The sequence below is a fragment of the Pseudomonas fluorescens genome, assembly GCF_902497895.1.
GTDB classification, from domain to species: Bacteria; Pseudomonadota; Gammaproteobacteria; order Pseudomonadales; family Pseudomonadaceae; genus Aquipseudomonas; species Aquipseudomonas fluorescens_BP.
In genome coordinates this window covers 1-12,917 of record NZ_CABVHQ010000023.1, presented here as the reverse complement: position 1 = coordinate 12,917, position 12,917 = coordinate 1, and the positions used below count along the sequence as shown (strand labels likewise).

Sequence of the window (12,917 nt, the reverse complement as noted above, 5' to 3'; positions counted from 1 at the left end):
AGCCCCATTGCTATAGACGATGGGGCTCCGGCCGCAATCAGATAGAGTAGAAATACCCGCTATTTAGTCCTTGTTGATGTTCTCGATGTAACTTTCCCAGTCCTCAAGCTCCTCATCGTCCATGTCGGACTCCCCGTTATGCTCAGGGCACTCACCATTTCGGTTGAGGTCTTGTGCACGGTAAAGGTACTCGTCGCCACAGAAGTGGCAGCGACCATAATCCTCGTTCCGTTCAGCGCACGACTCCGATACCCATCCTTGGGGGTTACGGATGTCATCACCTAGGTAAGTGATGTCCAGCTTTTTCTGATCGCAGCATTCGCACGCGGGCGCGAGTCCCGCCCATATGATGCTCCCAAGCTGGCCAACATCCATATGCTTGAGCGGGTTTTCCTTCATGCTCGGAAGACGGTCAACGAGCTTTTTAGTCCCAAGCTCGTGATACGTGACCAGTTCCTGGTCTTCCGGATAAAACGTCGGATCATCGAGCAAAGCCTTCTTGCTGTTGTAACCCAAGTAATGGGCAACTGCGGCATGAGCATGCGATGACCCGACTTTGACGCCAAGATGGGCCAATTCGTCGCGAAGGAACTCTGCGGCTTCTTTAACTACGTCGGTTTTGATTTCTTCAGACATGACAACGCTTCCTGTTCAGTATTTTGCTGACAGATATCTCTGAATACGGAGAGCGATGAGCATTTAAACGTACTGCCAGCGAACTGGTGGAAACGCTTATAAAGCGGATGGTCGAGCGGTTGAAGAATGTCACTTGAGCTTGCTCATAAGCAGGATGGACACAACCCTTGATGCAGGGCTGAGATTATGCGTCCTACGCTGCGGAGTCAAGACGCGCAATAAGACTCCAAGCCTGAATGTCTTACCTCTAATGGTGAAGAAATTTCTTAACGGTGCGTGTGCTAGAGCCACCCTGACCCAAAGGAACGGGCTCGCTCTACTGCCCATCTCGCGACGTGCGCCTTCGCTATTCGGTAGTCCTTCAGCTTGTCCGATCGCAACGCGGTCTCTCGCAGCAGGCAAATTGCTCAGTCGCACATCAGCCAGCTTGAAAACGCCAAAATTCAATGAGAGTGGAACTACTAGATAAGGTGTGCAAGGCACTAGAATTGCACCCAGTTGCGTTTGTGGCCTTGGCCTTGGCCTATGCAGCGCAGACGCAGCGCTCTGCGATGTACTGCAGCAGGCACGGGACGACTTGGAGTCATTGGCTTTGCTCGACGGCATAATCGATCCCGAGCCGATAGTGAAAACCCATCCGGGCAGCCTTAGATGTTCGTCAGGCCGTGCACGCTTTGAAGGATCAAGGGCACTCACAATCTGAAGCAGCAGAGATATTGGGGATGCCGAATCGACTGTCGGGAGACATTGACACTTCCCGATAAAGAAATTACTGGGCCTAGCACAGCGTTAGCTTAGCCGACGAAGCTGGAGTTACTAAACATGCTGGACTCAGGTTCTAGGTGAGTAACTAAGTCCATTTAGATGAAGTGCCTTAGGGGTACAGTCGATAGGAAACGTCCTGATATCGTTGATTCACTGCCAGTCCGCCAGTCTCAAGACCGTAAGTGCGCAGTAGCCATCGAGAGTTACCACCTGGCTCACCTCCGACGTTTGACCTTCCATGCAGCCCGATACGGTTATTGACCAAAAGAATATCACCTGGACTGATGACTGTTCCCGAAATGCTTGCTACGCAAGCGGCCTCGAAAGCAACAAGCGCCTCCTTCGCAGCTACAGCCTCATCGTCCATCAGAATGCAGTTATGGCTGTACCTGATCCAGTGCTGACCACTGACATCGAACAGCAGGCTTGCATCCTCCAAGACCAGCTCATCCCCCAAGATTTCCCCCATACCAATTCTGAACGTTTTCTGCGAACGAACATGGTACTGAGGTGTTTTCAACTCCGCGATAATACCTGGATCAAGTTTGTCCAACACGCTCGTTAAAGGCATCACAGTGGTATGAACATCGTCAGGATTTCGAAGCCCAGAGAGACACACGAAATCTGGTGATGGGGAAATTCTAGGGTTTTCGGGATCTGTCTGCCCCCGGACAGGGAAACTTACAGCATCCGTATGCCCTTTCATTCCTTTACGCGACTTCTCGGCAAACAGGCCTTCGCCCGGCATAACCACTAGGTTGACAAAAAGCTCGCCATTTTCCTCTGAGCCGTACGATACCGCCTGCAAACCAATCGCCGCCAAACAGCCCACGGCTGTCGCACGAGCCATCACTGTGCCTTCAGCCATCGGCACAGGAAAAAAGACCGTTGGCGTCTCGGGTAACTCAACAGGATCAAATGCATCCTTCAACTGAATGAAAGCCGCCCCCCATACCCTTTCCACCAAGTCAGCGCGCGTTAGATTCCGCTCGGCTAATACCTCGTCTATGGCTGGGAGCAGGCGAAGCCCAAGCGCAGTAGGCTGAGAAAGCTGCTGTACTGCCTCCAGCAGCGTTATTTCTTGTCGCCACTGCGCAACTGCACTGCGAACCGCGTAAGAAAAATGAGCGTTGATCAATTGTGTCCCTACCAGCTCAGTGATATAAAGTTGATATGCACGCACCGTGCAAGCAACCATACACGTAATCCGACATGCGCACCAAGGCCCTAAACAGACAAGATGCCGTGACCGCCTCAAATCATCTTAGAGATTGGGCGGCCTACCTTGATTCGCTCTCCTCATCAGCCACATTCGCAGTGACGTCAGATGGGATTCAATGCACCGTGCAGTTACCGACAGGAGATCAACTTGCTGTCGGTGGCCAAAACGCTTTTGAAGCGGTAAGAAAACTGATCGTCGAGCTTCCTGGAAAAATGGAAGCTCCTCCAGCGGCCGATATCATTGGCCAAAAAACAAGAGTGTCCACGCGCGCATCGACTCCCAGCAAGCACGGAGCGGAGGAAATTATGCACCATCAGGAAGACGCATTGCATAAGAGCTCGTTGACGAAAAGCCGCCAAGAAACCATTGGTGTCACGAGCAAAAAATCGCTTCATGCCACCGTGATCGACCTTGCGACTCGACGCAATGAGCCTGTTGCCGTTGTCGCCCGAGAACTGGTGCTCGAAGGTTTCCGGTCTCTTGAAAAGCAGATGTTGACGATAAGTCCCACAAAGCTTTTGGAAACCTATGAGAAGAAAGCCAAGGAGTATGACGGCGAAGCAACCGAGCAATGGATGGTACGGATCGACAAAAAACTTGCCATCAAGCTGAAGCTGACGGCCAAAGAGTATGAAAAATCGGCATCCCAAGTGGTGGCTGCATGCTTATCCAATGCACTAGTCCACCATTGTGCTACTGCAACCAGTTTGGCTGCGACAGAACTCACTGCCACATTGGCGACACTAGCAGCGATAAAGGGGCCCAAGGTGGCCCCTCTCGCAGAGAAGGTTGGATTGGGAAAACAACGTTCCTTGCTCAGCAGGATATTGGCGGGTGGCGTTGAAGCACCAGGAATCATCCTAGACAGGCTAGCGACCGCCTTGGGCCATTCGAGCTCAGCCCTGCAAGGGGCAATGCGTAATAATTTCAGCAACAGGTCTATTCCGGCATTTAAAGCCGAGAATGGTAAACCGCAGATTGAATCCACGCCGATGCAGTGGGAAGCTGCCGTGAAAGAACTCGCGCTACCATCAGCTGAGGAAGCGCAACTATTGAGCTTAAAGGATTAAAGACTCTTGAACCCTTTTGACCGAGCACGCCTGCAAGCCCATCAAGCAAGACATCAGCTGGTTGCGGTATGCGGCTCTGGTCTACCCACAAGCACTGAGCTGCTCAATCAATTCGAAGATGTGCTCGACCTGTGTATTGAACAAGTCCCTCCAGACAATGCGATTTTGGGAAATGGCAGTGCTGCCTTGTATCGCGATGAACAGTTCATCTATGTCAGAAATGACGTGGATGCAAAAGAACATGCCTATCTGGTGGCTCACGAATTAGGGCACTGGTTTCTGGACGCGGAAAAGCCGTCCACCAGCATCACACAATTAACGTCTCTCACGGCGTCCCAAGGCACACCCGCAAGCCTTGTTGTAGAGGCCTACGGTACACGAGAGCGCCAGGAGCTACAGGCAAACGTCTTCGCAAGGGAGTTCTTGCTTCCCCGTTGGTTGGCCAAGCAACTCTGGATAGACGGCAACACGGCTCGCCAAATCGCCCAGCAGTTAGTTATCCCACTTGAACTGGTCAGGCTCCAGCTGGCCGATGCGCTTTTTCTTCCCGAAACGGCGCCACTTCCTGCACCGCTCACCTTTCCGCCAAGCGCTGATCAAGATAAGGCGGCAAAAGCCCAAGAACGATTTGTGAACGTCGTTGCAGGGCCCGGCACGGGCAAGACGACCACGCTTGTCCACAGGATCAGGCATCTGATCGACTCCGGGGTTAAGCCGAGCAAAATTCTGGTGCTCACTTTCACCAACAAAGCGGCACATGAGCTGGTCGAGCGACTGAGGGCTTCGGGCGTCCAAGGCTCAGCAGATATTTGGGCCGGCACTTTCCATGCCTTCGGGCTGGAGTTCTTGCGTAAGTACCACCACGTATTCGGACTTGATTCAGACGTAAGGGTTGCCGATCTGCTTCAAGAAGTGCAGTTAATGATCCGACGCCTTCCGAGCGTGAATCTTCAATATTACCTGCGCCTACAAGACCCCTATGATTGGCTACCAAGCGTCCTCAGCCATATAAAAAGACTGAAAGAAGAGCTTGTCACACCCGACGCATACAGGACGAGACTCAGTGCCCTGCCCGCGCCTGCTGACGATATCGCACTGCAGCAAGCCGATATTGCAGCGCTGTACGAGGCCCATGAACAGGCCTTGGAAGAAGTGAAAATGGTCGATTACGTCGACTTGGTCGCCAAGCCCGCTCTACGTGCCAAATCGGACAGAGCATCGGTTTCCCAAGTCATTGATCATTACGAGCATATCTTGGTCGATGAGTACCAGGACGTTACTGAAGCGATGGTTGAATTAATTCGGCAGCTTGCGGGAAAGGCAAAATCCCTCTGGGTAGTGGGAGACATCCGACAGGCAATACACCATTGGCGAGGCGCTTCTGTGAAAAGCCTGATCAAATTTGACCAGGCTTTTCGTGGAGAGCACGCCGGTTCTACTGTCGGAAAATACACCCTGGACATAAACCGGCGCAGCAAACAAGAAATTCTGGATCTGTTCAGCGTTTCTGGGCGAATTCACCAACTGCAGCCCAGCCTCCCACTCGATTCGATGTCGGCTTCGCGTGGTTCTAGTGCACTGCTCCCGCTCCTAACGTCATGCTCCAGCCCACAGACCCTGAACCTGTCTGTTGGATACAAAATTCAACAGCTGAACGACCTTGGAGTAGCCTACCGAGATCAAGCTGTTATCTGCAGACGAAAATCTGAGCTCGCACGCCTCGCGGATGACCTCGCGAAAAATGGTATCCCTGTTTTGTACATTGGCGACATTTACCAACGACCAGAAATCAAAACCCTAATCTGCTTGATGCAGATTCTTTGCCACCGACATCCACGGGCACTGATCGGTTTGACTGGCGATCCATACCTCACAATGCCAAAGCAAGATCTTGAGCTCCTGAATCAGATGACTCATCAGGGTGTCGAGCTGCAAAGAGGTCGTTGGATAGGACGAACCATTCCAGGATTGTCCCCGACAGGCGATACCGTCAACGCCAATCTTAAAGTGCTCCTAGGAAAACACAGTCGGCATTCAAATCCCTGGGATCTGGTTTGTGACTTGCTGTTTGACCGGAGCTATGGAATACCCCCGCTCTCGGACAACTCAATCAAGGCTCAGGCTGCCCGTTTAGCACTGTGGCAGTTTGTTTATGCGGTGCGTAACGGGGATGGCGATGTCACCCAAGCCCGACTGTCGAAATACCTTCTACGGGAAGAACTTCGTCGGCGAATTGGAGAAACGGGTCGAGAGCGTGACTTACCACCGGAAGCATCGGTGATGAATGCTGTGCGGCTCCTCACGGTACACGCAAGCAAAGGGCTTGAGTTTCCGGCTGTACACCTAGGGTATGTCGACAAAGAATCCTTTGGGCCAAACCCTCCTTTCAATCACGACCCACGCGTCCAAGAGCTGATCCCTCCGCAGGTGCTGGGTAGCACCGCTGCAGAGCATGCATTCGAAGAGGCCGTTGAGCGTAATAACCTTCTTTACGTCGCGTTGTCCCGGGCACGTGATCAGCTGTATCTGTACGAACACAAAGAATCACGTGATCGACCGCCATCTTTGCTGGATGCCTCGGCGAAGTTTTCCATACAAACAGGAATTCCTCAGCCCGTGACTACATCACCGGCGAAGGCAGCCTTTTCGCCCCCCGGTGCTATCAAGCCTGCTATTACTCACCAGGGGTTTGAGTCCTACGTACACTGCCCTCTCCAATACCATTACCGGCATGAGTTGAGTCTGACGGCCGAACAAGAGATCGATATCTCAATTCGTGCCCGTGGGGCGGTAATGGATACGCTCAAATCCGTCTTCAAAGACGGAGTCAAACCGGGCGATGCATTCAAGGATGCTTGGGCAGCTCACCGGCTGCCGGACAAAAACGATGACCCTGCCCTGCAGCGAGATGCGGTGATAGCGTGCAAGAGGGGTTTGCTCATGGGCAAGCGATCATCTGGCACCTACGTCGAGAGATTGGTTTCAGAATTGCAGGGCATCAGGATTGAACTTCCATGGATGCTTCAAGAAGGCATCGGAGCCCAGGCACGGCTTCACTGGATTCGTGCAGGAAGTGGTGCCGCTTACACCGCCAACTCTGCGCGCCCTATGCTGCTGAATATTAATGGAGCGAGATGGCCAAACCTGACCGTTTACTCGTTGCTGACAGACAAGGCGTCAGAAGTCGAACCCAGCAAAATGGCGAGTGCAACCGGTAGCTACAAAGCGGCTGAGCGCTTCGCCAACGGTGATCGATCTGCCACGCCTGGCACTCATTGCGAGAGGTGTGCTTATTTGAGCATGTGCGCGAAAGTGCCCTAACTAGTGACCAAAGACAGGAATGAGCTGAAGCAGTCATTTGGCTGGTAACGTGATACATGTTTGAGTACAAAGGGCCCTGCGGGGCTCTTTTTGCTGGCTGGGATAAAAGTGCTATGGACGAACATCTGGAAGTGGAGCAATTTTCAAAACTCTGCGCTTTGGCGGGGAGGCCTTTTTTGATTGATCCCGCTGAGCGCAGTGCAGCGCTGTTCATGAGTGGTGAAAAAGAGCCATTGAAGCGATTAAAGAAGACTCAGGCCAACCATTTTCTGCTGAGTTGGATGGCTCGGACTGGAGTAACAGCGATGCTGCTCAGCGCTTCGCGTGCTATGAGGAAGCGATTTACTACGCTCCAGCGAAGCAAACACAGTCCATATTGGTCTTTGAAGAAGTAGATGTGCGTCCGGCAGCGAATGGTGATCGAGCTGTCCGGGAAGCCGATGGTTTGCTTGAAGAACTGTCGGGACACCTACCTTGGCCCAAACGCTGACAAGTCCTACGCCAGCCTTTAGCTCCGCTTCGCTACCAAGGTATGGGGATGATCACTGCCCGGCTCGCCAATCAACGAATCCGTGCGACTGATGGCAGTTAGATATTTCGTCGGCATTACTTTCGACTGTCCAGTTGCGGTGAAGTAGTCCATGGCGTCGATTTACTCTTGGGCTACATCCGTTGAAATATCTCTCACTTGTCTGTAGCCCTCCACATATTCGATTGGGCTGGTCTGAGGCGGCGCTCCGACCTCCTGTCTGATCGAGTGCCTTTGGCTAGTCACTAGCTGATGAGACCGTTGGTCAGCGTCCGATCAGCGGTATTTAGTCAACGTTGACAAGGGACAGAAGGGGTATAGGCTTAAATTGTGTTCTCTAACCACCTGATCAGCTTGAATTATTTTTGTGCTAGGTCTGTTGTCAACAAAGCGCTAGTGCAGATAAGGACATCAAGACCGAAGCCTTCAAAAGCGCCTGGGGCCCGCTGGGCATGGTCGTTGAAGGCAAATCCTACTGGTTCCGCCTGCCTGCCAAGCGCCACACCATGGATTCGGAATTCGACATCAAAACCATCGAGAGCCTGCCTGACGTCGGAATCGCCTACTCCTACGGCAATGTCAGCGACACCGCCTACAAGTCCCTGGCCCAATCCGGCGCCAAAGCCATCATCCACGCCGGCACCGGCAACGGTTCCGTTTCCTCCCGAGTGGTTCCAGCCTTGCAGGCGCTGCGCAAGGATGGCGTGCAAATCATTCGTTCGTCCCACGTCAATGCCGGTGGTTTTGTCCTGCGCAACGCAGAACAGCCTGACGACAAATACGATTGGGTCGTGGCCAATGACCTGAACCCGCAAAAAGCCCGCATTCTGGCGATGGTCGCGCTGACCAAGACCCAGGACAGCAAAGAACTGCAACGCATGTTCTGGGAGTATTGATTCAGCCCTCGCCCGGTCTTGCCTGACCGGGCAACAGTGACGACCACTCGCCAGCACTGGCGAGTGGCTCTGCAACAGCCCTCTCGTCCCGCCCCATCCCTGGCCACTGCGACTCCCCCGGGCGTAAAAAAAATCCCGACTGCATACACCAAACTGGATAAATCGCTGTCAGAGGAACTTATTGAATTTTAAGCAGTTGCGAAATTGCCTACAGTTAAATACTGTATGCACGTACAGCTTAATAAGGAATTCTCCGTGGCCACTACCTCCGCAGCAGCGACTACCCCTCCAGGTTCCTATGAACGCCTCGGTTTGCGCGTTCAGAAGATCATCAATTCCCCCAATGCCCAGAAGGCCAAAGCCGCATTGATCTTTCGGCTCCCGGACGAACCGGTGGACGAGTGGGAGCAACTGCTGGAGGAAATCGCCGAGAACGACAACGTCACCCTCGCCTACCGCGACGATGGTGGGGTGCAGATTTTCTGGGTCGTGCCGAAGGAAGATTGACTCAATGATTGTTCGTTTACTTGTCCTGGTCTGTCTCCTCGGCGCCTTTAGCGCCCAGGCCGCCGCCCCACGCACCTTCAATGAAGCCAAGAAAGTCGCCTGGAAACTGTATGCGCCGCAGTCCACCGAGTTCTACTGCGGCTGCAAATATACCGGCAACCGAGTCGACCTCGCGGCCTGTGGATATGTACCGCGCAAGAATGCCAACCGCGCGAAACGCATCGAGTGGGAGCATATTGTCCCGGCCTGGCATATTGGCCATCAACGCCAATGCTGGCAAGACGGCGGCCGCAAGAACTGCACCCGCAACGATCCGACCTACCAGCGTGCCGAGGCGGACCTGCACAACCTGGTGCCCAGCATCGGCGAAGTGAACGGGGATCGAAGCAACTTCAGTTTTGGCTGGCTGCCGGTGCAAGCCGGGCAATACGGTTCATGCCTGACCCAGGTCGATTTCAAAGCCAGGAAGGTCATGCCCCGCCCGTCCATTCGAGGAATGATCGCCCGCACCTACTTCTATATGAGCAAACAGTACAGTTTGCGTCTGTCGAAACAGGACCGCCAACTCTACGAAGCCTGGAGTAAGACCTATCCGGTGCAGAACTGGGAACGCCAGCGCAATCAAAGCGTGGCGTGCGTGATGGGGCGAGGCAACGAGTTCGTCGGGCCGGTGGATTTGAAAGCCTGCGGTTGAGCCATTGCGCAAATGCGAAAAGTCCTCGGACAACACTGTCTCGAGGCCTTTTTTCATTCAGATCTGATGTGGGATCACTGAGCCGTTGGATGCTCGACCACCTCTGACACAATATTGCGTTTTTTCGCCCGGGCCAGGCTCTCGGTCAGTTGGACCTGCCTGGCTTCAGCTTCGGCCCTGGAGCTGAACGGGCCGATCAGGATCCGCTGGGTAGCGCCGTCCCGGATCACATTGGAAACGAAACCGTGTTCGATCAACCAGCCGGTCAGATCGCTCACCGCGAGCAAGGTGTCGCCCTTGACCTCGACATCCCACTGCGGCGCTGCCTCGGTCGCAGGAGCTTGCGCAGCAGGCGACGATGCAACCTTGTGCTCGACCTTGTGCTCGATGCCGGTGCCTTCACCACACCCTGCCAGCGCCAACAACGCCATTCCCATCGCCAGTTTACGCACAACCTTCCCCTCAAGAATTCAAGCTGGCGATTTTACCACCCACAATAGCGCCGCGACTTCCGCAAACACGCTCTAAAATACGAGAATGATGTTTATCGGCTCTGTATAGTTGCACCTTGGGAATTAATAGCGCAGCTATGCGTCAGAAAGAGGCATCCACACTGTGTCACTTCGCAGTAATCTATACGTACCACCGACATCTGCATTGTCTGAATCAGGTACCCCTACCAAGCAATCAAGGAGAAGATCATGCTGATACTCACCCGCAAAGTCGGTGAAAGCATAAACATCGGTGACGATATTACGATCACCATTCTGGGCGTAAGCGGCCAACAAGTCAGGATTGGCATCAATGCCCCGAAAGACGTCGCAGTTCATCGCGAAGAAATCTATCAGCGCATCCAGGCAGGCCTGACTGCACCGGACAAACGCGAGACGCCCTGAGCCTAGTCAGTAGCCAGCCCTTACTCCCACGGCATTGGCTGGCGAAAAACCTGAAAGCTCGTTCGACTCGTCATGCCTTGATTTCAGCTTTTCCTTGGCCGCAGTGCAGGTCCAACTCGCCATAGCTCGCGCAATCAATACCGCCCTGAGCCGGCAAGCCAGAACTCCCGTGCACGAGTCGACATACCCCGCCGCTGTTACGCAGCAAAAAGCTCGAGTCGATACTAGCAACGTCTGAGTGCGCTGAAAGTCGGAGATTTCCGAGTTTGCTGACGGCAATTGGTCAAAAATATGGCCTTACACTTCGAGACAAAGACTCCCCGACCTTTTGCTCGCAGATGATCCGGCACTTGCCCCCTGCGAAGCCCCCGCCGCGCTAACCCAACACCACGCCCCGCGCCATGCCGCTCGCAGCCACCACCATGAGGACCACCAGCAACGCCTGGATATGACTGATCCGGGCAAACAGTGTCGCCCGCCGGGTATCGATCGCCGCGCTTCGACTCAAGGCGATACGCCATTTGATCAAGCTGATCATCGGCGCAATCTCGAGCAACAGGATGAAGACAAACAAGGTTATCTTCAGATGAAACAGCGGTTGGTGCAGGTAATAGTCCGTGCCCTTCTCATAACCGGCGAACGCGCGCAGGCCACCGGTGAGCAACAGGACCAGGGCCGAGATGCCCCATAGACTGTCGGCCAGCAAGACCCTGCGCAGCTGCCCGACATCTTCGGTGATCCGGCGCAGTGCCGTACCCCGCGCAACGACCGCCGCGAGCGCCAGTGCGAAGGCCAGTAGATGAATTGCCGCAAGAAACCAGTGCATGAGCATCGACTTGAATCTCCGTTCAATGACGTAAGAAATAGGCCAGTCAGTAGTAGTCCATAACCCGCGGTTTTGCGAAGCAGCAGCCAGGAACTGATAATCTGCTTCAAGAATCGACAAGCTCCCCCGAATGGAATCGCCCCTATGCCCGACCTGCACCCCTGCTGCAAACCCATCGCCAGGTTCACCACCGTTCTGCTGACCAGTCTGTTGGCATCGACCGCCTACGGAGCAGCACCCTCGACTTTCCCCGACTCCGCAGCCAGTGACCCGGCAAAACTGGGCTGGATGGTCGGCTCCCCGCCACCTGCCGATCGGACCGTTCGATTTGAAGATGGCAGCTACTTCCAGTTCCCGGCCATGCGCTGGAGCGTCTCGAATTTTCGCCAGCTCATGCCCACGATCAACGTCTCCCGCGGGTCGGGATCTCCCGTTGCACTGCCTCGGGCCCTGCGCAAAGACCTGGATGAAGTCAGTTTCGTGCCGCTCGGCGCGACACAGGCGATGACCTGGGAACAATCCCTGGCCGCCACCTATACCGACGGGATCGTGGTCCTGCACCCACGGCAGCATCGTCTATGAACGCTACTTCGGCGTACTCAAGGAAAACGGCCAGCATGCCGCAATGTCGGTGACCAAGTCGGTGATCGGTACGCTTGGAGCAACGCTGGTGGCCGAGGGGCGCATCGACGCGCTCATGCGATTAACGGCACTTGAACAAAAAACCTCGTCTTCCTACGATAGTTCTACGCGGTTGCTTAAGTACCCTGGCAATTGCGTGGGTGGCGAGTGTTCTGAACGACTACCAAGCCCGCCATTCGATTCAAACGCATCTTGAGCCTCTTCGGCTCTTCTTTCTCCCCATCAAAGAGCTCTGAGGCTCTTTTTTGGCCGGTGCAAAATCAACCGCGCCCTCTCCACCTCCTGCTAACGGGCAGGTCTTTCTACTCTGGCCTGCAAAGTGAAATCATCCCCTGCAACGGCACGCAAGTAAGCCCGATCAGCCTCGACCCGAAGGTCGCGCCACTCTTGCCAGGTGACTATTTTCAGCCGGTCCATCTCATCCGCTTGGCGAAGTAACTCATCATGATAGGCATCCGGGCAGTTCATCCGGAGTGCTCGATCATCCAGGGCGTCGTGCCAGGAACCGAGAGCGAGCAGCTTGCGTTCTTCATCTGGCGTCAGCAGACCGTCTTGGAAGGATTTCATGAGATCGGCAATCCTGAAGTTCTTTCTGGATGGATCAGACCGCTCGGCCTGATGTTCAACGCACCCGACCAGAGGTTTACCGGCTTCCAGTGTCAGGGTCTTCCCTTGGCTGCAGTGGATGTTTCTTTGGCAAGAAAAAGCCCGACTCAATGGCCGCAATGCTGTTCACTTAAGAAAATGGATGGCGGCCTGAAAGCCGACCGGGTTTTTTCTTTGATGTACATATCCGTTTCTGCGGTAACGGCCACTTATGGTTCCGCTCTTACAGCGGGTCACTTGGAAAAGCCCCAAGTAACCAAGGGCTTTTGCCCCGCCATTCGGTGCCTCGCCTAGGCTCGGCATGCCC

Annotated in this window: 12 protein-coding genes and 2 pseudogenes; 9 read left to right on the top strand and 5 right to left on the bottom strand. The window is 54.3% G+C overall.

Translation table 11 applies throughout. From position 1 onward, the window contains the following. Positions 1 to 63: 63 nt before the first annotated feature. A complete protein-coding gene (locus F8N21_RS13600; protein ID WP_150642634.1) occupies positions 64 to 636 on the bottom strand; it encodes a hypothetical protein in 573 nt (190 codons plus the stop codon). Positions 637 to 1,510: 874 nt separating this feature from the next. Next, complete coding sequence (locus F8N21_RS13595; protein ID WP_150642633.1) at positions 1,511 to 2,599, bottom strand: taurine catabolism dioxygenase TauD; 1,089 nt, start codon at positions 2,597 to 2,599, stop codon at positions 1,511 to 1,513. Between the two features lie 14 nt (positions 2,600 to 2,613). Between F8N21_RS13595 and F8N21_RS13590 the strand changes: the two genes are divergently transcribed. From F8N21_RS13590 to F8N21_RS13565, 6 genes and pseudogenes are all read left to right on the top strand, one after another. Next, a complete protein-coding gene (locus F8N21_RS13590; protein ID WP_150642632.1) occupies positions 2,614 to 3,693 on the top strand; it encodes a hypothetical protein in 1,080 nt (359 codons plus the stop codon). Between the two features lie 6 nt (positions 3,694 to 3,699). Continuing rightward, entirely contained in the window at positions 3,700 to 7,014 is a 3,315-nt protein-coding gene (locus F8N21_RS13585; RefSeq protein WP_150642631.1) for a UvrD-helicase domain-containing protein, read from the top strand. A gap of 56 nt (positions 7,015 to 7,070) precedes the next feature. Next, the gene (locus F8N21_RS13580) at positions 7,071 to 7,409 is read left to right on the top strand and encodes a hypothetical protein (protein ID WP_150642630.1); all 339 of its coding nucleotides are present in this window, start codon (positions 7,071 to 7,073) and stop codon (positions 7,407 to 7,409) included. Between the two features lie 535 nt (positions 7,410 to 7,944). Further along, positions 7,945 to 8,439 (top strand): annotated as a pseudogene (locus F8N21_RS13575) (L-asparaginase); the annotation flags it as partial. A 255-nt stretch (positions 8,440 to 8,694) separates the two neighbouring features. Then, positions 8,695 to 8,946: a DUF1654 domain-containing protein gene (locus F8N21_RS13570; RefSeq protein WP_191624317.1), complete on the top strand. Its 252-nt coding sequence runs from the start codon at positions 8,695 to 8,697 to the stop codon at positions 8,944 to 8,946. Between the two features lie 4 nt (positions 8,947 to 8,950). Continuing rightward, positions 8,951 to 9,640 (top strand): endonuclease, encoded by a 690-nt coding sequence (locus tag F8N21_RS13565; protein ID WP_150642628.1) that lies wholly within the window; start codon positions 8,951 to 8,953, stop codon positions 9,638 to 9,640. Between the two features lie 74 nt (positions 9,641 to 9,714). On the opposite strand, the gene F8N21_RS13560 is transcribed toward F8N21_RS13565, so the two are convergent. Continuing rightward, entirely contained in the window at positions 9,715 to 10,092 is a 378-nt protein-coding gene (locus tag F8N21_RS13560; RefSeq protein WP_150642627.1) for an SPOR domain-containing protein, read from the bottom strand. Between the two features lie 249 nt (positions 10,093 to 10,341). Here F8N21_RS13560 and csrA point away from each other — a divergent pair, with 249 nt between their 5' ends. Continuing rightward, on the top strand, positions 10,342 to 10,536 hold the full coding sequence (gene csrA / locus F8N21_RS13555; protein WP_007920550.1) for a carbon storage regulator CsrA: 195 nt from the start codon (positions 10,342 to 10,344) through the stop codon (positions 10,534 to 10,536). Positions 10,537 to 10,912: 376 nt separating this feature from the next. Here the strand turns inward: csrA and F8N21_RS13550 are convergent, their stop codons facing one another. Continuing rightward, the gene (locus F8N21_RS13550; protein ID WP_150642626.1) at positions 10,913 to 11,368 is read right to left on the bottom strand and encodes a DUF2214 family protein; all 456 of its coding nucleotides are present in this window, start codon (positions 11,366 to 11,368) and stop codon (positions 10,913 to 10,915) included. Between the two features lie 138 nt (positions 11,369 to 11,506). Between F8N21_RS13550 and F8N21_RS13545 the strand changes: the two are divergent. Beyond that, positions 11,507 to 12,057, top strand: a pseudogene (locus F8N21_RS13545) (6-aminohexanoate hydrolase); the annotation flags it as partial. Positions 12,058 to 12,289: 232 nt separating this feature from the next. Here F8N21_RS13545 and F8N21_RS13540 read toward each other — a convergent pair. Next, complete coding sequence (locus F8N21_RS13540; RefSeq protein ID WP_150642625.1) at positions 12,290 to 12,571, bottom strand: hypothetical protein; 282 nt, start codon at positions 12,569 to 12,571, stop codon at positions 12,290 to 12,292. On the opposite strand from F8N21_RS13540, the gene F8N21_RS13535 reads away from it, so the two are divergent. Continuing rightward, positions 12,557 to 12,904, top strand: a complete 348-nt coding sequence (locus F8N21_RS13535) for a hypothetical protein (protein ID WP_150642624.1) — start codon at positions 12,557 to 12,559, stop codon at positions 12,902 to 12,904. The two genes, F8N21_RS13540 and F8N21_RS13535, sit on opposite strands and share 15 nt — an antisense overlap. Positions 12,905 to 12,917: the final 13 nt, after the last annotated feature.